The following is a 21,331-nucleotide window of genomic DNA, read 5'->3' as shown; positions in this document are numbered from 1 at the left end:
AATATTGACACTTTTTGACCCGGGTGACGAGGGACGCCGTCCCGTTCCGGAGAGGCGGCAGCCCCGGGCCGGGCGGGGCGTGCGGCGCCCGCCACGGTATCGGCCGTTGCAACTGGAACTTTTGCCGCGCCTCAGTCGGGCTGGAGCAGGGTGTTCTGCGGCGGCAGGGTGATGCGGAAGCAGGCGCCGCCGCCGGGGACGGGCACGTACTCCAGCTCGGCCTCGTTGGCCCGGCACAGTTCGTGGGCGATGTAGAGCCCGAGGCCGGTGCCGTTCTCGGAGGTGGTGAAGAACGGGCGGAACAGCTGCGAGGTCACCGCGTCGGGGATGCCGGGGCCGCGGTCGAGGATGCTCAGCACCGGCACGCCGCCGGATTCCTCCACGTGCAGGGCGATGCGCGGCACCTCGCCGGGCAGGTGGCCGTAGCGCACGGCGTTGTTCACCAGCGCGGTGACGATCTGCTGCAGGTGGCGCGGGTCGAACATCACCGGCAGCCGGGCCGGTTCGCCGGTGAGGCGGATCTGCGCGTTCTCCTCGGGCACGATCAGCCGGTAGTCCTCGATGAAGTGGCGCAGGAAGCCGACCAGGTCGATGCGCTCGGGCTTGGCCCGCTCGCGACGCGCCAGGCCCAGCACGCTCTCGACGATGCCGTTGGTGCGCATGCACTGCTGGTGGATGATCTGCAGCAGGCGGCGGTCGCTGGCGCCCAGGTCCTGGGATTCCTCGAGCAGCTGGGTGGCGTAGTTGATCGCCGCCAGCGGGTTGCGGATCTCGTGGGCGAGGCTGGCCGAGAAGCGGCCCATCGCGGCCAGGGTGAGGGATTCGGCGCGGCGCGAGACCAGCGAGGTGTCGTCGAGGAACACCAGGGTCGCGTCGCTGGTGGCGAGCAGGCGGGTGAAGCGCGGCAGCACCTCGGCGTCGTCGGGGCCGCAGGCCATCGGCAGCTCGTTCTGCTGGCCGTCCTGGCGCCACTGGGACAGGCGCTCGGCCAGTTCCGGCGCGACCTCGGACAGCATCCGGCCGTGCATCGGGTGGTCGTCGCCGTCGGCGTCGTCGAGCAGCAGCACCTGCGCGGCCTCGTTGGCCATGCGGATGCGGCCGGCGCCGTCGACCAGGATCACGCCGATGCGCATGCGCCGGATCACCAGTTCGTTGACCTCGGCCAGGTTGGCGGCCTCGGCCGAGCGCTGGTCGGCCAGGCGCTGGGCGGCGCGCATCTGCCGGCCCAGGTGGTGCATCAGCGCGGCCACCGCGACGTAGGCCACGGCGAACATCAGCACCTCGGCCAGCGGCCGCTCGGCCACGTCCTCCATCCGCTGCCAGCCGTACTGGGTGAGCAGGGCGGCGGTGGCGGCGCCGGCGAAGGCCATGCTCCAGGGCATCGACAGGAACAGGGCGCCGGCGGCCAGGTTGAACACGAACATCAGGGCGATGCCGGGCCCGGCGGCGGGCAGGGCATGGGTGGCCAGGAACACCACCGCCAGGTCCACCCCGAGGCCGACCACCACGTGCGGGAGCACCCCGCCGCGCAGCAGCGGGCCGGCCCGGTACAGGCGCCAGGCGTGGGCCAGCAGCACCCCCGAGAGCACCACGTAGGTGGTGGACACGGTGCGCGCCAGCTCGGGCATGTGCATCTCGCCCAGCAGCGCGCCGGCCGGGCTGAAGACGATCAGCGCCAGCAGGGCCGACTCGAACAGGCGGTACAGGGCGAACAGGTACAGCTCGCGGCGCAGCGAATGCTGTTGGCGGGCGGCGGGCACTGCTGCGGATGCGGCCAAGGGCGAATGGCGCGGAGGGTCGGGGCCCCGGAGTATAGGGCCGGAACCGCCGCCTGCGGGCCCGGCGGCCGCCCGGCCGCGGCCGCCTTTGCCCGGGGGCGGCCCATGCGCGAGAATATGCGGCCGCGTGCCGCCTGCAGGCCTCCGGGTCCGGGCGCCGCCGCGATCCTCCCCAGCACGGACCCCACATGAACTTTCACGAATACCAGGCCAAGCAGTTGTTTGCCGAATACGGCATCGCGGTCCCGGCCGGGCGCGTCGCGCGCTCGCCGGAAGAAGCGGTCGACGCGGCGAAGGCGATCGGCGGCGACTTCTGGGTCGTCAAGGCCCAGATCCACGCCGGCGGCCGCGGCAAGGCGGGCGGCGTCAAGCTCGCCCGGACCCTCGACGAGGTGCGCGACTACGCCAAGGGGATGCTCGGCACGCGGATGGAGACCTACCAGTCGGCGGGCGTGGCCCTGCCGATCGACTGCGTGCTCGTGACCCAGGCCACCGACATCGCCCAGGAGCTCTACCTGTCGGTGCTGGTGGACCGCGGCAGCCAGTCGGTGACCTTCATCGCCTCGAGCGAGGGCGGCGTCGAGATCGAGAAGACCGCGCAGGAGAACCCCGACGCGATCCAGACCCTCAACGTCAACTTCGTCCAGGGCCTGCAGCCCTACCAGTGCCGCGAGATGGGCTTCGCCCTGGGCCTGAGCGCCAAGCAGGTCAACCAGCTGACCAGGATCATGCTGGGCCTGTACAGGCTGTTCAACGAGAAGGACCTGTCGCTGGTCGAGCTCAACCCGCTCGCCGTGCTCAAGAACGGCGACCTGGCGGTGCTCGACGGCAAGGTCAACTCCGACGACAACGCCTCGTTCCGCCATCCGGACCTGGTCGCGATGCGCGACATCCGCCAGGAGGACGAGACCGAGGTCGCCGCGAGCCAGCACGACCTCAACTACGTGACGATGGACGGCAACATCGGCTGCATGGTCAACGGCGCCGGCCTGGCCATGGCGACGATGGACGTGATCAAGCTCGAGGGCGGCGAGCCGGCCAACTTCCTCGACGTGGGCGGCGGCGCCAACAAGGAGCGCGTGACCGAGGCGTTCAAGCTGATCCTGTCGGACGAGGACGTGAAGGCGATCTTCGTCAACATCTTCGGCGGCATCGTCCGCTGCGACATGATCGCCGAGGGCATCATCGCGGCGGTCAAGGAAGTGGACGTCAAGGTGCCGGTGGTGGTGCGCCTGGAGGGCACCAACGTCGAGGCGGGCAAGAAGCTGCTGCGCGAGAGCGGGCTGGCGATCATCCCCGCCGACGACATCAACGATGGCGCCCGCAAGGCGGTCGCGGCGGTGAAGCAGGCCGCCTGAGGCATCCACCAGCCCTCCACCGGCTGCGGCAGCGGGTCCGCGCGATCCCACGCATCCGGTGCAGGGACCTGCACGCTCCCTCCCCCGCCTGCGGGGGAGGGCTGGGGTGGGGGCGAACCTCGCTTCGGACCCGGCCCCCCTCCCAACCCTTCCCCCGCACGCGGGGGAAGGACCCGAATCCAGATCAGGACCAATACATGAGCGTTCTCGTCAACAAGAACACCAAGGTGATCGTGCAGGGCTTCACCGGCCAGCAGGGCACCTTCCACGCCGAGCAGATGCTCGACTACGGCACCAAGGTCGTGGGCGGCGTGACCCCGGGCAAGGGCGGCACCGAGCACCTCGGCCTGCCGGTCTTCAACACCGTGCGCGACGCGGTCACCGACACCGGCGCCGACGCCTCGGTGATCTACGTGCCGCCGCCGTTCGCGGCCGACGCCATCCTCGAGGCGGCCGACGCCGGCATCCGGGTGATCGTGTGCATCACCGAGGGCATCCCGGTGCTCGACATGCTGCGGGTCAAGAACACGCTGCGCACCACCTATCCGGACACCGTGCTGGTCGGGCCGAACTGCCCCGGCGTGATCACCCCGGGCGAGTGCAAGATCGGCATCATGCCGGGCCACATCCACAAGCCGGGCAAGGTGGGCATCGTCTCGCGCTCGGGCACGCTGACCTACGAGGCGGTGAAGCAGACCACCGACGTGGGCCTGGGCCAGTCGACCTGCATCGGCATCGGCGGCGACCCGATCAACGGCACCAGCTTCGTCGATGCGCTGAAGCTGTTCCAGGACGACCCGCAGACCGAGGGCATCATCCTGGTCGGCGAGATCGGCGGCAGCGCCGAGGAAGAGGCGGCGGAGTTCATCGCCGAGTTCGTGACCAAGCCGGTGGTGGCCTTCATCGCCGGCGCCTCGGCGCCGAAGGGCAAGCGCATGGGCCACGCGGGCGCGATCGCGTCCGGCGGCTCGGGCACGGCCGAGGGCAAGTTCGCCGCGCTGGAGAAGGCGGGCGTGACCACGGTGAAGTCGCCGGGCGACCTGGGCGCGGCGATCGCCAAGCGCCTCAACGGCTGACCTCGCGCGCCGGCACGCTGCATGCGGAAGGCCGCCTTCGGGCGGCCTTCTGCTTTGCGGGGTTGCTGGATCCGGGTGTTGCCGGTGGCCCCCACCCCAACCCTCCCCCGCAAGCGGGGGAGGGAACCAAGGGCGCGGGAGGGGGAAGGGGGGGTCAAAGGCGCGAGGGGAAGACGAGTCGCGCAGCTTCCCGTAGCCGCGGCCTCTGCTCCCTCCCCGCTTGCGGGGGAGGGCCGGGGTGGGGGCCACCACGGCATCCAGACCAGGCAGCGCCCGCACCCTCACCACGGGCCTTTCCGACACGACGCTCCGACGCACCCTGATCGGCCCCGTCAGCCACCCGCGTCACCCTGCACCCGCACCCCTGTGGAGCCACGCGATGCGGGCAGGCCAGAAGCGCGACCGCGCCCGCGCGTTGCGGGCGGCCATGACCGACGCCGAGCGCGCGCTGTGGCGGTGCCTGCGCCTTCGCCAGTTGGCCGGCCACAGGTTCCGCCGCCAGGTGCCGATCGGGCCGTTCGTCGCCGACTTCGCCTGCCTGCAGGCCGGGCTGGTGGTGGAGGTCGATGGCGGGCAGCACGCGGGTGCGCGCGGCGACAGGGCGCGCGACGCCTTCTTTCGCGCGCAGGGCTTCAGGGTCCTGCGGTTCTGGAACCACGATGTGCCGGGGAATGCGGAAGGGGTGTGCGAGGTGATCCTGGAGGCGCTGGGGGAGGCGGGGTGACGGGTGCTGTTCGCGGGGTGCCCCCACCCCAACCCTCCCCCGCAAGCGGGGGAGGGGGCCAAGGGCGCGGGAGGGGGAAGGGGGTCAAAGGCGCGCGGGGAGGACGAGTCGTGCAGCTTCCCGAAGCCGCTGCCTCTGCTCCCTCCCCCGCTTGCGGGGGAGGGCCGGGGCGGGGGCCACGACACCCGCCCCGGCCGCGCAACCGGCACGACCACCGCGCATGTGGCCCCCATGCCCCGGCCTGCATCCCCGACGGGCCATACTTGCAGGTCCCACGCCCGTTCCCCCGCACGGATCCCGCACATGACCGACACGCTCCGCATCGCCATGGCCCAGTTCGATTTCCCCGTCGGCGACGTGGCGGGCAACACCAGCCGGATCGCGGCGATGATCGCGGAGGCGCGCGACGAGTACGGCGCGGACGTGGTGCTGTTCCCCGAGCTCGCCATCAGCGGCTATCCGCCGGAAGACCTGCTGATGCGCCCGTCCTTCCTCGCCGACTGCGAGGCGGCGCTGCGCGAGGTGGCCAGGGCCGCGACCGGGATCGTGGCGGTGGTCGGCTGGCCCGAGTCGGCCGGCAGCATCCTGTACAACTCGGCAAGCGTGCTGCGCGGCGGCAAGGTCGAGGCGACCTGCCGCAAGCGCGAGCTGCCCAACTACAACGTGTTCGACGAGCGCCGCTACTTCCACGTCGATCCGGACGGCGGCAGCTGCGTGTTCGAGGTCAAGGGCGTGCCGCTGGGCGTGGTCGTCTGCGAGGACCTGTGGTTCCCCGAGCCGCTGCGCGACACGGTCCGGGCCGGCGCGCAGCTGGTGCTGGTGCCCAACGCTTCGCCGTTCGAGCGCGGCAAGCACGCCCAGCGCGACGCGCTGCTGGCCGAGCGCACGAAGGAGAACGGGGCCGCGCTGGCCTACGTCAACCTGGTCGGCGGCCAGGATGCGCTGGTGTTCGACGGCTCGTCGGTGGTCGCCGACGCCGACGGCACCGTGCACCCGGCGGCGGCCGCGTTCACCGACCAGTGGCTGGTGGTGGACTACGACGTCGCCGGGCGCCGGTTCTCGCCGGTGGTGTGGATGGACGACGGCGACGAGAGCATGGACGCGCTGGCCTGGCGCGCGATCGTGCGCGGGATCCGCGACTACTGCGCCAAGAACGGGTTCACCAGGGCGTGGCTCGGGCTGTCGGGTGGCATCGATTCGTCGATCGTGCTGGCGCTGGCGGTCGATGCGCTCGGCGCTGGCAACGTCACCGCGGTGCGGATGCCCTCGCGCTACACCGCCGGGCTGTCCAACGACCTGGCCCAGGAGCAGTGCGACGCGCTCGGCGTGCGCCTGCTGACGGTGCCGATCGAGCAGCCGTTCCAGGGCTTCCTCGAGGCGCTGGCGCCGCATTTCGAGGGCCGCGGGCCGGACACCACCGAGGAGAACCTGCAGTCGCGCACCCGCGGCGCGCTGCTGATGGCGCTGGCCAACAAGTTCGGGGGGCTGCTGCTCACCACCGGCAACAAGAGCGAGTACGCGGTCGGCTACGCCACCATCTACGGCGACATGTGCGGCGGCTACGCGCCGATCAAGGACCTGTACAAGACCGAGGTGTATGGCCTGGCGAAGTGGCGCAACACGGTGGGCGGGGCGCCGGTGATCCCGCCGGGCGTGATCGCGCGCCCGCCCTCGGCCGAGCTGCGCGACAACCAGCTCGACCAGGATTCGCTGCCGCCCTACGACGTGCTCGACGCGATCCTGCGCCGCTACGTGGACCTGGAGCAGTCGCGCGACGAGATCACGTCCGCCGGCTTCGACGCCGCCACGGTCGACCGGGTGCTGCGGCTGGTGCGCGTGGCGGAGTGGAAGCGGCACCAGGCGGCGACCGGGCCGAAGGTGTCGCGGCGCGCGTTCGGGCGCGAGCGGCGCTATCCGATCAGCAACCGCTATCCGGCCTGAGGGCGGGGCCCGGAAACAGGAACGCCGCCCCGGGGGCGGCGCCTGCAGGTCGCGGCGGTGGCCGGGTCAGTTCTTCCGGCGGCGCGCGTCGTTGTCGATCGCCGAACGCTCGCCGGCGAACGGGTTGAGCTTGCGGATCGTCCACGGATAGTCCGGCCAGTCCCCGGTGAGGTAGGGGTGGCCGGGCTCGTTGTGCTCGAGCACGCGGCGCGCGTCGGCGGCCAGGGCGTCGTTGCCCAGCCCGGCGTAGGCCGCGGCGAGCACCGCGACGGCGTCGTTCTGGAACTCGCTCTGCGGGTAGGTCTCGAGCAGGTACTTGGCGCGGTCGGCCGCGGCCACCAGCGCACCGCGGCGCATGTAGTACAGGGCGACCTCGATCTCGTGGCGGGCGAACAGGTTGCGCAGCTCGATCATGCGCTTGCGCGCGTCCTCGGCGTAGCGGCTGTTCGGATAGCGGTCGACCAGGGTGTTGAAGTCGGAGAACGCCTGGTTGGGCGCGGCCAGGTCGCGCCGGCTGGCGTCCAGCCGCCACACGCGCTGCAGGAACACGGTGTCGCGCTTGGCGTTCACCAGGCCGCGCAGGTAGTACATGTACGGCGTGTTCTTGTGCGTGGGGTAGGTGCGCAGGAAGCGGTCGATGGCCGAGATCGCCTCCTCGTCGTTGCCCATCTTGTAGTAGGCGAACGCGGTCTCCATCAGCGCCTGCTCGGTGTACGGCCCGTACGGGTACTGCGCCAGCAGGCGGCGGTAGGTGACCACGGCGCCGGCCCAGTTGCCGGCGTGCATCTGCGACAGGCCCTTGTCGTAGAGCTGCTCGACCGGGACCCCTTCGTTCTCGTCCTTGTCCTTGAACACGCCCTTGATCCGCGCGCAGCCGGAAGTCGACAGGACGATCACCAGCAGCAGCAGGATCGCGCGGCGGAACGGGGTCAGGCGGAGGGACATGGGCACCGGGGCAGGCTGGGCACGAAGCGCGGATAATAGCAGTCCGCCCCCGCCGCCCGGGCCGGGGGCCTGAATCGCAGCCGTCCATGCCCCAGTCCAGTCCCGATGCCGTCGACCTCCGCGAAGCCCGCGTGCCCGAATCCGCCGCCGGGCGCCGGTTCGACGCGGTCCTGGCCGAGCTGTTCCCCGAGTTCTCGCGCTCGCGCCTGGCGGCCTGGATCCGCGACGGCGACGCGCTGCTCGACGGCCGCCAGGCGCGGCCGCGCGATCCGGTGCGCGGCGGCGAAGTGGTGCGCCTGGCCGCGCGCCGGCAGGTGGAGACCACGGCCGTGCCGCAGGACATCCCGCTGCGGATCCTGTTCGAGGACGAGCACGTGCTGGTGGTGGACAAGCCCGCGGGGCTGGTGGTGCATCCGGGCGCGGGCAATGCCGACGGCACCCTGGTCAACGCGCTGCTGCACCGCGACCCCTCGCTGGCGGCGCTGCCGCGCGCCGGGGTGGTCCACCGCCTCGACAAGGACACCTCCGGGGTGATGGTGGTGGCGCGCACGCTGCAGGCGCAGGCCGCGCTGGTCGACCAGCTGTCGGCGCGCGGCGTGCACCGGCAGTACCTGGCGGTGGTGGTGGGCGCGCTGGTCTCGGGCGGCACCGTCGATGCGCCGATCGACCGCCATCCGCGCGACCGGATCCGGATGGCGGTGCGCGAGGACGGGCGCGAGGCGGTGACCCACTACCGCCTGCGCGAACGCTTCCGCGCCCACACCGCGCTCGAGTGCCGGCTCGAGACCGGGCGCACGCACCAGATCCGCGTGCACATGGCGCACATCCGGCATCCGATCGTCGGCGATCCGCTCTACGGCGGCCCGCTGAAGCTTCCCAGGGGCGCCACCGACGCGCTGGTGGCGGCGCTGCGCGGGTTCCAGCGCCAGGCGCTGCATGCCGAGACGCTCGAGTTCGCGCATCCGGCCACGGGCGAGCCGGTGCGCTGCAGCGCGCCGGTACCCGACGACATGCTGGCGCTGATGGCGACCCTGCGCGAGGACGCGGCGGTGCACGCCGAGGCCGAGCGCGCGCGGCGGTGGTGAGCGACCGGGTCCAGCCGACGGCGCCGTTCCCGCCCGCGGTGCGGGCGTTCACCACGCTGCGTTACGGCGCGGGGGCCTCGGCGCCGCCGTTCGACAGCTTCAACCTGGGCAATGCCCGCGGCCCCGGGGGCGACGACCCGGCGGAGGTCGCGCGCAACCGGGCCGAACTGGTGCGGCGCTTCGGGTTGCCGTCGGCGCCGCACTGGCTGCGGCAGGTGCACGGGACGCGGGTGGTGCGGTTCACGGGGCCGCCGCCCGGGCCCGGCTTGCCGTTTCCCCCGGAGGGCGGGGAGCGGTCGGGAGGGGAGCGGACTGGGGTCGCGTGGCTGCGGAGCGGGCCCCCACCCCAGCCCTCCCCCGCAAGCGGGGGAGGGGGTGGACCAGGCCGGGGTGGACCGGACGGGAGTGGACCGGGCGGCGTTGGACCGGGCGGAGGTGGGCCGGGCGGAGGTGGACCGGGCGGAGGTGGATCGGGCGGAGGTGGATCGGGCGGAGGTCGACCAGGCGGAGGTGGACGCGGCGGTGGCGGCGAAGTGCGGTCGTCCCCCGCGGCCAGCGACCGGCTCCCTCCCCCGCCTGCGGGGGAGGGCTGGGGTGGGGGCAACACCCCGCACCCCGGGGAACCGGGAGCCGACAGCGCAGGTGACGCCAAGGCCGCGGCGCAGTCGACGGCCGGCTGCGCCGAAGAACCCGAGGCCGACGCGGCCGTCACCTCGACGCCCGGCGTGGTCCTGGCCATCCTCACCGCCGACTGCCTGCCGGTGGTGTTCGCGGCCCGCGACGGGACCGAAGTCGCCATCGCCCACGCCGGCTGGCAGGGCCTGGCCAATGGCGTGCTCGAAGCCACGCTCGCGGCCATGCACACGGCGCCGCGCGAGCTGCTGGCCTGGATCGGCCCCTGCGCCGGGCCCGCGCGCTACGAGGTGGGGCGCGACGTCTTCGACGCCTTCACCGCGCCCGACCCGGATGCCCGGGCCGCCTTCGTCCCGACCCGCGAGGGCCACTGGCGGGTGGACCTGCCGGCGCTCGCACGCCGGCGCCTGGCCGCCGCGGGCATGGCGCCGCAGGCGGTGCACGGCGGCGAGCTGTGCACGATCTCCGACCCCGGGCGCTTCTTCTCCCACCGCCGCGACCGCCGCAGCGGACGCATCGCCACGATCGCGTGGATCGATCCGGGGGCGCGCTGACGCCCCCGGGCGCGCGATGCGCGCTCAGAAGCTGTAGCGCAGGCGGGTGTAGTAGTACGCGCCGTTGCTGCCGATCGGCGAGAGCACGTCGTAGGGCAGGTTGCCGAAGTAGTAGATGTCCTCGTTGGAGAGGTCGGGATACGCGTCGGTCAGGTTCTGCCCGCCCAGGGCCAGGGTCCAGTGGCGGTTGAACCGGTACTCGACCTCGGCGTCGAGCTGGAACTCGGCGCCGTACACCTGCTCGGGCTCGAAGCCGCCGCCGAAGTTGAACACGCGCTTGGCGCTGCCGTGGCGCTGCAGGCGCGCGAGCAGGTTCCAGCGGTCGTTGTTCCAGTTGGCGCCGAGCTGGGCGCGGGTACGCGGCGCGGCGTCGGTGATGGTGTTGCTTTCCTCGATGCCGAACAGGATGTAGCCCGGGTCGAGCGTGGTCAGCTGGGCCGGCGTGGCGACGATGTTCTCCAGCTCGGTCTTCGCGTAGCTCCACGCGCCGGTGACCAGCAGCCGGCCGCCGGCGACCTCCTGGCGCCAGTTGGCGACCAGTTCCGCGCCGCGGGTGCGGGTGTCGGCGGCGTTGACGAAGAACTGTGCGCTCTGGATCCGGGCGACGTCGAAGTTGTCGTCGACGAACTGCGTCAGCGCGTCGCCGGTGATGGACTCCGACAGCGCGATGCGGTCGTCGATGCGGATCTGGAACACGTCGAACGACAGGTCGAAGTGGTCGCCGATGCGGCTGGTGAAGCCGAGGCTCAGGTTGACCGACTTCTCCGGGTCGAGGTCGGTCGCGCCGAGGGCGCGCGCGATCGGGTTGTTCACCGACAGCAGGCGGCCTTCGACGATCTGGCCCGCGGCGTTGTAGCCGGTGCTGGTGGACTCGTAGCCGACCTGGGCCAGCGACGGCGCGCGGAAGTTGTTGGAGACCGCGCCGCGCAGGGCGAAGGCGGGGCTGAACTCGTAACGCGCGGCGAGCTTGCCGGTGAGTTCGCCGCCGAAGTCCTCGTAGTCCTCGTAGCGCAGGGCGAGGTCGGTGGTCAGGCGAGGGCCGACGCTGCTCGACAGGCTTGCATAGACGCTGGCCACGCCGCGGTCGAGGTTGGCTTCGTCCTGTGGGGTCAGGCCGCCGCCGGCCTGCGAGCCGGCCGGGCGGTCGCTGTACGGGCCGACGGCATAGCTGGCCGGGTCGCCGGCGCCGGTCTCGTAACGCTCGATCCGGTACTCGGCACCGACGGCGAGGGTGTGCGCGGACTCGCCACGGTCGAAGCCGCGGACCAGGTCGAGATTGGCCAGGGTCTGTGAGAAGGCGTAGTCGCCGGTCTTGAACCGGGTCGGGCTGGACGGGCCGAGCGAGCTGTTGATCGAGTCGCGCAGGCGGTAGGTGAATTCGTTGCGGCCGTGGTTCACGCTGCCGTCCACGTCCCAGCCGCCGAGCGTTCCGCGCACGCCCGCGACGAAGGCGGCGTCGAGGTTCTCGCCCACCGACACCGGGCGGAAGCCGTCCGGATAGACCTCCGGCCAGTTGGCGCTGCTGTCGGGATAGCGGAAGTAGTTGGCGCCCTCGGTGTCGCGCTGGTTCCAGGTGCCGAAGGCGTAGAACGTGGCGTCGTCGCCGAGCGCGGCCTCGGCGTTGAACCAGGCGTTGATGTCGCGCGAGTCGCCGTCGCCCAGGTGGTAGTTGCGCTGGCCCTGCACGGCGAGGTTGGCCGGGGTCTGGTCCCAGGGCGGGACCTGGTCGAAACCGGCGCGGTTGGTGGCCGAGCGCTGCTTGAATTCCACGCCCAGGCGCAGGGAGCCGTCGCCGCCCAGCGCGGTGCCGACCTTGGCGCTGAGCTGCGCGGACTGGCCGTCGGTGAGCGTCCGGCCGATCGGTTCGACGTCGGTGTGGTGCAGGCCGTAGCCGGCTTCAAACTCGCCGCCTTCCGCGGCGTCGTCGAGGATGATGTTGATCACGCCGGCCACCGCGTCCGAGCCGTACTGCGCGCCGGCGCCGTCGCGCAGCACCTCGATGCGCCGGATCGCCGAGACCGGGATCGCGTTGAAGTCCACCGGCGTGGTGCCGCGGCCGATCTTGCTGCCGGTGCTGACCAGCGCGGAGGTGTGGCGGCGCTTGCCGTTGACCAGTACCAGCACCTGGTCCGGGGCGAGGCCGCGCAGCTGCGCGGCGCGCACGTGGTCGGCGCCGCCCGAGTTGGACTGGCGCGGGAAGTTGAACGAGGGCAGCAGGGCCTGCAGGGCGCTGCCGAGCTCGCCGTTGACAGCGCCGGCGCGGCGCAGGTCGTCGGCGGTGAGGACGTCGATCGGCGAGGTGGACTCGAGCGCGGTGCGGTCGCTGGCACGCGTGCCGGTGACGATCACCTGGTCGAGGGTGGTCACCGCGTCCTGGGCCAGGGCGGGGGCGGACAGGGCGAGGCCGATGGCGGCCACGAGCGGGAGGCGGGGGCGGGCGGACATGCGGGGTGCTCCGGAAAACGGGGTGGGACCGGAGAATCTCCCTATCCATCCGGATGAAGGGATATGTTATTCAGGCAGGCAGGGCGCCGGCCCGCCGCCGCAATCGCCAATCCGAATCCACACATGACCGAACGTTATTTGCCCGCCCGGAGCCGCACTGGCCACGCTGTGCCGCCGCCGTCCAGCCCTCGTCCCATGCGTGCCGTCCTGCCCCTGCTGCTCTGTGCGCTGCTCGTCGGCTGCGCGACCGCGCCTGCGGCCGGGCCGGCGGCTCCGGTCGGATCCAGCCTCGAAGGGGATGCCGCCCGGCCGGCGCTCGCCTCCGGCTGGGTGCGCAGCGAACTCTATTTCGGCGTCGGCAAGGCCAACATCGACCCCTCGGTGGCCCCGATCGGCGAGGCCCAGTGGCGCGAGTTCCTGGATCGCGAGGTGACCCCGCGCTTCCCCGATGGCCTGACCGTGCTCGATGCCTACGGCCAGTGGCTGTTCCGCGGCCGTGCCGAACCCGAACGGCTGCAGTCGAAGGTGCTGGTGATCCTGCACGAGGACACCCCCGCACGCAGCGCCGACATCGAGGCGATCCGGCTGGCCTGGAAGCAGGCGCACGGGCACCAGTCGGTGCTGTGGTCGCGCCAGCCGGTCGTCGTTGCGTTCTGATCCCGGCGGGCCGGTTCGCGCCGGCCTCCACCCGTCCCCCCAGCCAGCAGGTGCCCGCACGATGAACACGCAGCCCCGCCACCATGCTTCCCGCCACCTCCGCCGCAGCCTGCTTGCGCTCGCCCTGGCCTTGCCGCTGGCGGTCCAGGCCCAGGACGCCGTGACCCTCGACGCGCTCGAGGTCACCGCCCAGCGCAAGGTCGAGAACATCCAGGACGTGCCGATCTCGATCAGCGCCGTATCGGGCGAGAAGCTGTCCGTGTTCGCCTCCGGCGCCGGCGACGTGCGCTTCCTGTCCGGGCGCGTGCCGAGCCTCAACATCGAATCCTCGTTCGGCCGCGCGTTCCCGCGCTTCTACATCCGCGGCCTGGGCAACACCGACTTCGACCTCAACGCCTCGCAGCCGGTGTCGCTGGTGTACGACGACGTCGTGCAGGAGAACCCGATCCTCAAGGGCTTCCCGGTGTTCGACCTCGACCGGATCGAGGTGCTGCGCGGCCCGCAGGGCACGCTGTTCGGGCGCAACAGCCCGGCCGGCGTGGTGAAGTTCGAATCGGTGCGCCCGTCGCAGGAGGCCAGCGGCTACGCGCGCATCGCGCTGGGCAACGAAGGCCTGTGGAACGTCGAGGGCGCGTACGGCGGGCCGCTGACCGACCGCTGGTCGGTGCGCGTGTCGGCGCTCTACCAGCGGCGCGACGACTGGGTCGAGAACACCCATCCGGGCGCGGCCAACGACGGGCTGGAAGGCTTCGACGAGTCCGCCGCGCGGGTCCAGTTCCTGTACGAGGGCGAGGATTTCGAGGCCCTGTTCAACCTGCACGGGCGCCACCTTAACGGCACCGCGCGCGTGTTCCGCGCCAACATCATCCAGCCGGGGAGCAACGACTTCGTGCCCGGCTTCGACCGCGACCGGGTGTCGCTGGACGGCGTGAACTTCTCCGACCTCGACAGCCACGGCGGCAGCGCCCGCCTGCGCTGGGACCTGGGCGACTACAACCTGTACTCGATCACCGGCTACGAGACGGTGGAAACGCTCAACCGCGGCGACATCGACGGCGGCTATGGCGCGGCGTTCCTGCCGCCGGAGCTGACCGGGCCGGGCGTCATCCCGTTCGCCTCCGAATCCGCGGATGGCTTGCCGGACCACCGCCAGATCACTCAGGAATTCCGCATCGAGTCGGATTACGGCAACCGCTTCGAGTGGCAGGCGGGCCTGTTCTGGTTCGACGAGGACCTGACCGTCGACAGCTTCAACTTCGACTCGCTCGCGCCCGGCAACCCGCGCGCGGGCTACGCGGTGCAGACCCAGCGCAACAAGGCCTGGGCGGTGTTCGCGTCGGGCGAATACGACGCCACCGATCGCCTGACGCTGCGCGGCGGCCTGCGCTACACGCACGACGAGAAGGCATTCAGCGCCACGGTCATCGAGGCGGCCCCGTTCGGCGCGCCCGTGGGCGGGCCCTACCGGGTGGACGTGGACGACAGCAACGTGAGCTGGGACCTGAGCGCGGTGTACGCGGCCAGCGACGCGGTCAACGTCTATGCCCGCGTGGCCACCGGCTTCCGTGCGCCGTCGATCCAGGGCCGGCTGCTGTTCGCCGACCCGGCCGCGCCCAACGGCGGCGTGACCACCGCGGGGTCTGAAGAGGCGATCTCGTTCGAGGCCGGCATCAAGGCCGACCTGTGGGACCGCCGCGCGCGCCTGGGCCTGAACGTGTTCCGCTACGAGGTCGACGACCAGCAGATCATCGCCGTGGGCGGCGCGGCCAACATCGCGACCCTGCTCAACGCCGACCGCACCACCGGGCAGGGCCTGGAGCTCGATCTCGAGGCCTGGGTGACCGATTCGCTGCTGGTCACCCTCGGCAGCAGCTACAACGACACCGAGATCGACGACCCCACGCTGTCGGTGGCCGGCTGCGCCCAATGCACGATCACCGACCCGCCGGTGCTCGACGCCGACGGCCAGCCGACCGGGCGCTACTACATCGACGGCAACCCGCTGCCGCAGTCGCCGAAGTGGGTGCACAACCTGACCGCGCGCTGGGGCGTGCCGGTGGGGCAGGGCGAGTTCTTCGTGTTCACCGACTGGGCGTACCGCAGCGAGGTGAACTTCTTCCTCTACGCGTCGCCCGAGTTCACCGGCAAGTCGAGCCTGGAGGGCGGCCTGCGCCTGGGCTACAACTGGGCCGACGGCAACCGCGAGGTGGCGGTGTTCGGGCGCAACATCACCGACCAGACCCGCATCGTCGGCGGCATCGACTTCAACAACCTCACCGGCTTCCTCAACGAGCCGCGCACCGTGGGCGTCGAATTCACGGCACGGTTCTAGGACGTGGCGGTATGCAGGGCCGACTCCCTCCCCGCGTGCGGGGGAGGGTTGGGGTGGGGGCAACCAGCCAGCGATGCGATCCGGGCGTTGCCCCCCCTCCCAGCCTCCCCCCGCAAGCGGGGGGAGGGGCCGAACGCGGCGCAGGAACCGTGCAAGCCCTTCCACGCCACGCATCACTCCCTCCCCCGCGTGCACGTCCCTCCATTCCACGCGTCACTCCCTCCCCCGCGTGCGGGGGAGGGTTGTCGCCTTCCGGCGCCATCTGCCGATCCTGGCGCTCCCTCCCCCGCGTGCGGGGGAGGGTTGGGTGGGGGCAGCCGGTCAGCGATGCGATCCGGGCGTTGCCCCCCCCTCCCGGCCTTCCCCCGCAGGCGGGGGGAGGGGCAGCGGGTAGGGCGAGGACCATGCACCCTCCCGCGCGCTTTCGCGTTTCGACCTGAGCCGGACACCCCGAGGATCCACATCGCATGACCCCGACTCCCTCCCGCACCCCGCCGCGCTGGTTCGTCGCCGGCGACCTCAACGGCTTCTTCGGCCTCGTCGTCGACAACCTTTCGATCCTCGGCTTCATCGCCATGGCCCTCGTGGGCATCTTCGGCGTGCCCGCGGAGATCGTGTTCGGCCGCATGTTCCCGGGCACCGCGCTCGGCGTCCTGCTGGGCAACCTCGCCTACACCGTCATGGCACGACGGCTGGCCGCGCGCACCGGCCGCGACGATGTCACCGCGATGCCGCTGGGCCTGGACGCGCCGACCAGCATCGGCATGGCCCTGCTGGTGCTCGGGCCGGCCTTCCTCGCGTTCCGCGCCGAGGGCATGGACGCCGGGGCGGCGGGCATCGCCACCTGGCAGGTGGGCATGGCCTCGCTGGTGGTGATGGGCGTGCTCAAGACGGTGCTGTCGTTCGCCGGCGACTGGATCACGCGGGTGCTGCCGCGCGCGGCGCTGCTCGGGTCGATCGGTGGCGCGGCGCTGACCCTGCTGGGGTTCCTGCCGCTGGTCGAACTGCTGCGCAATCCGGTGGTCGGGATGGTCACGTTCGGCCTGCTGCTGTACGTACTGGTCGCGCGCGGATCGCTGCCGGTGCGGATCCCGGGCGTGCTGCTCGCGTTCCTGGTCGGCACCGCGCTGTACTACGGGCTCGGGCTGGCCGGACTCGGCGTGCCCGGCTTCGCCCTGCCCGAGCCGGTGCGACTGTCGCCGCAGCTGCCGCTGCCGGGCCTGGGCTTCATCGACGGCCTGCCGGCCACCGTGCCCTACCTGCCGCTGCTGCTGCCGTTCGGGCTGCTGATGGTGGTGGGCGGGATCAACGTCAGCGAAAGCGCGCGCGCGGCGGGCGACGACTACCGCACCCGCGACGTGCTGCTGGTCGAGGCGCTCTCGACCCTGGTCGCCGGCCTGTGCGGCGGCGTCGCCCAGACCACGCCCTACATCGGCCAGCCGGCCTACAAGCAGATGGGCGCGCGCAGCGGCTACACCCTGCTGACCGGCCTGTTCGTCGGCATCGGCGGCATGCTGGGCGTGGTCGCCGGCCTGGTGCAGTGGCTGCCGCTGGCGGTGCTGGCGCCGATCATCGCGTACGTGGGAATCGGCATCACCGTGCAGGCGTTCGAGGCCACGCCTGCGCGCCATGCGCCGGCGGTGGTGCTGGCGTTCCTGCCCTCGCTGGCCTACCTGCTCGGGATCAAGCTCGGCAATCCGGACTGGATCTCGCCGGGCCACTTCGCCGAGCTGTACGCGCAGACCGGCGCGCACGGACTGCCCGAACTGGCGGTGCTGGTGACGCTGGGCAACGGCTTCATCATCACCGCGATGCTGTGGGCCACCGCACTGGTGGCGATGGTCGAGGGCCGCCTGCGCGCCGCGGCCGGGGTGCTGCTGCTGTGCGCGGGGCTGTCGCTGGTGGGCGTGGTGCATTCGGTGGATCCGCGCGGCGGGGTGTACCTGCCGTGGGCGCTGGACGGCCTGCGGGCGGTGATCGCCTGGCAGTTCGCCGGCGGCTACGCGGCGCTGGCCGTGCTGCTCGGCCTGCTGTCCCTGCAGCGCGGGCGGGTCGCGGTGGCGACGGGCTAGGCAGGAACGCGACCTCCGGCACGGACCCGGGGTGCGGGACGGGGGCTATGCTTGCCGCCTCGCGACACGAGGCCTGGCATGCAGCCGTCCCTGTTCCAGCAGGTGCTCGGGGCCGCCTTCTTCCGGCTGCCCGACAGCCTGCGCCAGCTCCACTCCAGCCGCGGCCTGGTCCGCTACGCCGGCCAGGCGACGATCGAGCGCGGCCGCAATCCGCTCGCGCGCCTGTGCGCCTGGCTGGCCGGCCTGCCGCCGGCGGGTCAGGACGTGGCGACCGTGGTCGAGTTCGAATGCGAACCCGCGCGCGAGACGTGGCGGCGCCGGTTCGGGGAAGCGCGGATGACATCGACCCTGCGCCTGCGCGGCGGCCGGCTGCGCGAGCGGCTGGGGCCGGTGTCGCTGCGCATCGAGCTGCATGCCAACGATGGCGTGGTCTGGTGGACGGTGTCGGGGGCGCGGCTGTTCGGGCTGCTGCCGCTGCCGGCCTCGATGTTCGACGGCGTGCGCTGCCGCGAGTACGAACAGGACGGGCGCTACCGCTTCGAGGTGGAGGCGGTGCTGCCGGCGGCCGGGCGGGTGATCCGGTATTGGGGGTGGCTGGAGCCGGCATAGGCGGCGGAAGTCGCTTTGCGATCTCCGCGCGCGTTCCGGGCGAGGCGATGCGCTTCACTGCACCTCTCCCCGCTTGCGGGGAGGGGACGGCTTCAGGGACTTTGCTGCCTGGCGTGCCCCCACCCCGACCCTCCCCCGCAAGCGGGGGAGGGGGCTGGTTTCTCGCGGGGGTGATGCGACGGGCGCGTCTGTCGTGCTCCTCCCCCCGCTTGCGGGGGAGGCCGGGAGGGGGGCGGCTTCAGGTCGCTCTGCTGCCTGGCGTGCCCCCACCCCAACCCTCCCCGCGAGCGGGGGAGGGAGGCGCTTCGCCCCGAGGCTTGTTTCCAGACGGCGACGACCGCATCTGGAGAGCATCGCCGGCCTTGCCGGCCACACCGTTTCCGAGGAAATCCCCATGCGGATGGACAAGCTCACGTCGCGTTTCCAGCAGGCGCTGGCCGACGCGCAGTCGCTGGCCGTGGGCCGCGACCACAACATGATCGAGCCGGTGCACCTGCTCGTCGCGCTGCTGGACCAGCAGGGCGGCGGCACGCGCCCGCTGCTCTCCCAGGCCGGCGTCAACGTGCCGCTGCTGCGCGAGCGCCTGGGCGAGGCGCTGGACCGGCTGCCGAAGGTGACCGGCCAGGCCGGGCAGCTGTCGGTCAGCAACGACCTGGGCCGGCTGCTCAACGTCACCGACAAGCTCGCCCAGCAGCGCGGCGACGCCTTCATCGCCAGCGAGCTGTTCCTGCTCGCCGCGCTCGAGGACGGCGGCGAGGCCGGGCGCCTGCTCAAGGCCGCCGGCGCCACGAAGCAGGGCCTCGAGGCCGCGATCGACAAGGTGCGCGGCGGCGAGACCGTGCAGGACGAGAACGCCGAGGATTCGCGCCAGGCGCTGGAGAAGTACACCATCGACCTGACCGCGCGCGCCGAGTCGGGCAAGCTCGACCCGGTGGTCGGCCGCGACGAGGAGATCCGCCGCACGATCCAGGTGCTGCAGCGCCGGACCAAGAACAACCCGGTGCTGATCGGCGAGCCCGGCGTCGGCAAGACCGCGATCGTCGAAGGCCTGGCCCAGCGCATCGTCAACGGCGAGGTGCCCGAGCAGCTCAAGGGCAAGCGCGTGCTCAGCCTCGACATGGGCGCGCTGATCGCCGGCGCGAAGTACCGCGGCGAATTCGAGGAGCGGCTCAAGGCCGTGCTCAACGACCTGGCCAAGAACGAGGGCCAGATCATCCTGTTCATCGACGAGCTGCACACCATGGTCGGCGCCGGCAAGGCCGAGGGCGCGATGGACGCCGGCAACATGCTCAAGCCGGCGCTGGCGCGCGGCGAGCTGCACTGCATCGGCGCCACCACGCTCGACGAGTACCGCAAGTACGTGGAGAAGGACGCCGCGCTCGAGCGTCGCTTCCAGAAGGTGTTCGTGGGCGAGCCCAGCGTCGAGGACACCATCGCCATCCTGCGCGGCCTCAAGGAGCGCTACGCGGTGCACCACGGCGTGGAGATCACCGACCCGGCGATCGTCGCCGCGGCCACGCTCAGCCACCGCTACATCGCCGACCGCCAGCTGCCCGACAAGGCCATCGACCTGATGGACGAGGCGGCCTCGCGGATCCGCATGGAGATCGACTCCAAGCCCGAGGAGCTCGACCGCAAGGAGCGGCGCCTGATCCAGCTCAAGATCCAGCGCGAGGCTCTGAAGAAGGAGACCGACGACGCCTCGAAGCAGCGCCTGGCCGACCTGGAGGCCGAGATCGCCACCCTCGAGCGCGAGTACAACGACCTCGAGGAGATCTGGAAGGCCGAGAAGGCCACGGTCCAGGGCGCGACCAGGATCAAGGAGCAGATCGAGCAGGCCCGGCTGGAGCTAGAAGCCGCGCAGCGCCGCCAGGACTACGCGAAGATGAGCGAGATCCAGTACGGCCGGCTGCCCGAGCTGGAGAAGCAGCTCACGGCCGCGCAGGAGGCCGAGCGCAGCGGCTTCAAGCTGCTGCAGGACCGCGTGACCGCCGAGGAGATCGCCGAGGTGGTGTCGCGCTGGACCGGCATCCCGGTGAGCAAGATGCTCGAGGGCGAGCGCGAGAAGCTGCTCAAGATGGAGCAGGCGCTGCACGAGCGCGTGGTCGGCCAGGACGAGGCGATCAAGGTCGTCTCCGACGCCGTGCGCCGTTCGCGCGCCGGCCTGTCGGACCCGAACCGCCCGAGCGGCTCGTTCCTGTTCCTGGGCCCGACCGGCGTGGGCAAGACCGAGCTGTGCAAGGCGCTGGCCGAGTTCCTGTTCGATTCCAGCGACGCGATGGTGCGCATCGACATGAGCGAGTTCATGGAGAAGCACGCCGTCTCGCGCCTGGTCGGCGCGCCCCCGGGCTACGTCGGCTACGAGGAGGGTGGCTACCTCACCGAGGCCGTGCGCCGCCGCCCCTACAGCGTGATCCTGCTCGACGAGGTCGAGAAGGCGCACCCGGACGTGTTCAACATCCTGCTGCAGGTGCTCGACGACGGCCGCCTGACCGACGGCCAGGGCCGCACGGTGGACTTCCGCAACACCGTGATCGTGATGACCTCGAACCTGGGCTCGCACCAGATCCAGGAGTTCAGCGCCGACGATTCGCCCGAGGCCTACCTGCAGATGAAGGCGGCGGTGATGGGCGTGGTGCAGGCGCACTTCCGGCCCGAGTTCATCAACCGGCTCGACGACATCGTCGTGTTCCACCCGCTGGACAAGGCGCAGATCAAGTCGATCGCGCGGATCCAGCTGCGCGGGCTGGAGAAGCGGCTGGCCGAGCGCGGCATCCGCATCGAGGTGTCGGACAGGGCACTGGAGCTGCTGGGCAACGTCGGCTTCGACCCGGTGTACGGCGCCCGCCCGCTCAAGCGCGCGATCCAGCAGCAGCTGGAGAACCCGCTGGCGCAGGAGATCCTGTCGGGCCACTTCGGCAACGGCGACACGGTGCGCGTCGACGCCGAGGGCGGCAAGCTGGTGTTCGTGAAGGGCTGAGCCCGCGCGGCGCCCACGCCACGACCCACGCAAGGCCGGCAGCCAAAGCCCGTAGCCCGGATAAGCGAAGCGCATCCGGGACCCCGCGGCGCCGGGTGGCCCGGAAGTCGCTCCAACCGCCCCGGCGCTCCGATCCCGGATG

Annotated in this window: 13 protein-coding genes and 2 pseudogenes; 12 read left to right on the top strand and 3 right to left on the bottom strand. The window is 71.8% G+C overall.

What is annotated here, in order from left to right:
- Window positions 1-131: 131 nt before the first annotated feature.
- On the bottom strand, window positions 132-1,760 hold the full coding sequence (locus LUTJ29_RS0114620) for a HAMP domain-containing sensor histidine kinase (RefSeq protein ID WP_027073154.1): 1,629 nt from the start codon (window positions 1,758-1,760) through the stop codon (window positions 132-134).
- A 206-nt stretch (window positions 1,761-1,966) separates the two neighbouring features.
- On the opposite strand from LUTJ29_RS0114620, the gene sucC reads away from it, so the two are divergent.
- From sucC to LUTJ29_RS0114600, 4 genes are all read left to right on the top strand, one after another.
- Window positions 1,967-3,136 carry an ADP-forming succinate--CoA ligase subunit beta gene (gene sucC, locus LUTJ29_RS0114615; protein WP_027073153.1) on the top strand — a complete coding sequence of 390 codons (1,170 nt, stop codon included), beginning with the start codon at window positions 1,967-1,969 and terminating at the stop codon, window positions 3,134-3,136.
- A 197-nt stretch (window positions 3,137-3,333) separates the two neighbouring features.
- Window positions 3,334-4,212, top strand: coding sequence for a succinate--CoA ligase subunit alpha (sucD, locus tag LUTJ29_RS0114610; RefSeq protein WP_027073152.1), 879 nt, complete (start codon window positions 3,334-3,336; stop codon window positions 4,210-4,212).
- A gap of 379 nt (window positions 4,213-4,591) precedes the next feature.
- Window positions 4,592-4,936: an endonuclease domain-containing protein gene (locus LUTJ29_RS0114605; RefSeq protein WP_027073151.1), complete on the top strand. Its 345-nt coding sequence runs from the start codon at window positions 4,592-4,594 to the stop codon at window positions 4,934-4,936.
- Between the two features lie 303 nt (window positions 4,937-5,239).
- A complete protein-coding gene (locus LUTJ29_RS0114600) occupies window positions 5,240-6,877 on the top strand; it encodes an NAD+ synthase (RefSeq protein WP_027073150.1) in 1,638 nt (545 codons plus the stop codon).
- 66 nt (window positions 6,878-6,943) lie between these two features.
- Here LUTJ29_RS0114600 and LUTJ29_RS0114595 read toward each other — a convergent pair whose 3' ends face one another.
- The gene (locus LUTJ29_RS0114595; RefSeq protein WP_043741696.1) at window positions 6,944-7,822 is read right to left on the bottom strand and encodes an outer membrane protein assembly factor BamD; all 879 of its coding nucleotides are present in this window, start codon (window positions 7,820-7,822) and stop codon (window positions 6,944-6,946) included.
- Between the two features lie 86 nt (window positions 7,823-7,908).
- Here LUTJ29_RS0114595 and rluD point away from each other — a divergent pair, with 86 nt between their 5' ends.
- The 3 genes and pseudogenes from rluD to pgeF all read left to right on the top strand — a co-directional run.
- Entirely contained in the window at window positions 7,909-8,907 is a 999-nt protein-coding gene (gene rluD, locus LUTJ29_RS0114590) for a 23S rRNA pseudouridine(1911/1915/1917) synthase RluD (RefSeq protein ID WP_027073148.1), read from the top strand.
- Window positions 8,901-9,146 (top strand): annotated as a pseudogene (locus tag LUTJ29_RS18900) (laccase domain-containing protein); the annotation flags it as partial. The gene rluD and the pseudogene LUTJ29_RS18900, both read left to right, overlap by 7 nt.
- Window positions 9,147-9,590: 444 nt before the next feature.
- Window positions 9,591-10,094: pseudogene (pgeF, locus tag LUTJ29_RS17735) on the top strand (peptidoglycan editing factor PgeF); the annotation flags it as partial.
- Window positions 10,095-10,118: 24 nt separating this feature from the next.
- Here the strand turns inward: pgeF and LUTJ29_RS0114580 are convergent.
- Window positions 10,119-12,539 carry a TonB-dependent receptor gene (locus tag LUTJ29_RS0114580; protein ID WP_027073147.1) on the bottom strand — a complete coding sequence of 807 codons (2,421 nt, stop codon included), beginning with the start codon at window positions 12,537-12,539 and terminating at the stop codon, window positions 10,119-10,121.
- Window positions 12,540-12,734: 195 nt separating this feature from the next.
- Between LUTJ29_RS0114580 and LUTJ29_RS0114575 the strand changes: the two genes are divergently transcribed.
- From LUTJ29_RS0114575 to clpB, 5 genes are all read left to right on the top strand, one after another.
- Window positions 12,735-13,196 (top strand): DUF3574 domain-containing protein, encoded by a 462-nt coding sequence (locus tag LUTJ29_RS0114575; RefSeq protein WP_027073146.1) that lies wholly within the window; start codon window positions 12,735-12,737, stop codon window positions 13,194-13,196.
- 61 nt (window positions 13,197-13,257) lie between these two features.
- Entirely contained in the window at window positions 13,258-15,528 is a 2,271-nt protein-coding gene (locus LUTJ29_RS0114570) for a TonB-dependent receptor (protein ID WP_027073145.1), read from the top strand.
- Between the two features lie 467 nt (window positions 15,529-15,995).
- Window positions 15,996-17,600 carry a membrane protein gene (locus LUTJ29_RS0114565; protein WP_027073144.1) on the top strand — a complete coding sequence of 535 codons (1,605 nt, stop codon included), beginning with the start codon at window positions 15,996-15,998 and terminating at the stop codon, window positions 17,598-17,600.
- 78 nt (window positions 17,601-17,678) lie between these two features.
- On the top strand, window positions 17,679-18,209 hold the full coding sequence (locus tag LUTJ29_RS0114560; RefSeq protein WP_043741693.1) for a DUF4166 domain-containing protein: 531 nt from the start codon (window positions 17,679-17,681) through the stop codon (window positions 18,207-18,209).
- 394 nt (window positions 18,210-18,603) lie between these two features.
- Window positions 18,604-21,189, top strand: coding sequence for an ATP-dependent chaperone ClpB (gene clpB / locus LUTJ29_RS0114555; RefSeq protein WP_027073142.1), 2,586 nt, complete (start codon window positions 18,604-18,606; stop codon window positions 21,187-21,189).
- The last annotated feature ends 142 nt before the right edge of the window (window positions 21,190-21,331 follow it).

This window comes from Luteimonas sp. J29 (assembly GCF_000472505.1).
Classification (GTDB): Bacteria; Pseudomonadota; Gammaproteobacteria; order Xanthomonadales; family Xanthomonadaceae; genus Luteimonas.
The sequence above is the reverse complement of the archived record's forward strand: the minus strand, read 5'-3'. Positions and strand labels throughout refer to the sequence as shown.

What these genes read in the sequence shown, in the direction of transcription:
- sucC (WP_027073153.1), top strand. Translation starts at nt 1,967, where the DNA reads ATGAACTTTCACGAATACCAGGCCAAGCAGTTGTTTGCCGAATACGGC.
- sucD (WP_027073152.1), top strand. Translation starts at nt 3,334, where the DNA reads ATGAGCGTTCTCGTCAACAAGAACACCAAGGTGATCGTGCAGGGCTTC.
- LUTJ29_RS0114605 (WP_027073151.1), top strand. Translation starts at nt 4,592, where the DNA reads ATGCGGGCAGGCCAGAAGCGCGACCGCGCCCGCGCGTTGCGGGCGGCC.
- LUTJ29_RS0114600 (WP_027073150.1), top strand. Translation starts at nt 5,240, where the DNA reads ATGACCGACACGCTCCGCATCGCCATGGCCCAGTTCGATTTCCCCGTC.
- LUTJ29_RS0114595 (WP_043741696.1), bottom strand. Translation starts at nt 7,822, where the DNA reads ATGTCCCTCCGCCTGACCCCGTTCCGCCGCGCGATCCTGCTGCTGCTG.
- rluD (WP_027073148.1), top strand. Translation starts at nt 7,909, where the DNA reads ATGCCCCAGTCCAGTCCCGATGCCGTCGACCTCCGCGAAGCCCGCGTG.
- LUTJ29_RS0114580 (WP_027073147.1), bottom strand. Translation starts at nt 12,539, where the DNA reads ATGTCCGCCCGCCCCCGCCTCCCGCTCGTGGCCGCCATCGGCCTCGCC.
- LUTJ29_RS0114575 (WP_027073146.1), top strand. Translation starts at nt 12,735, where the DNA reads ATGCGTGCCGTCCTGCCCCTGCTGCTCTGTGCGCTGCTCGTCGGCTGC.
- LUTJ29_RS0114570 (WP_027073145.1), top strand. Translation starts at nt 13,258, where the DNA reads ATGAACACGCAGCCCCGCCACCATGCTTCCCGCCACCTCCGCCGCAGC.
- LUTJ29_RS0114565 (WP_027073144.1), top strand. Translation starts at nt 15,996, where the DNA reads ATGACCCCGACTCCCTCCCGCACCCCGCCGCGCTGGTTCGTCGCCGGC.
- LUTJ29_RS0114560 (WP_043741693.1), top strand. Translation starts at nt 17,679, where the DNA reads ATGCAGCCGTCCCTGTTCCAGCAGGTGCTCGGGGCCGCCTTCTTCCGG.
- clpB (WP_027073142.1), top strand. Translation starts at nt 18,604, where the DNA reads ATGCGGATGGACAAGCTCACGTCGCGTTTCCAGCAGGCGCTGGCCGAC.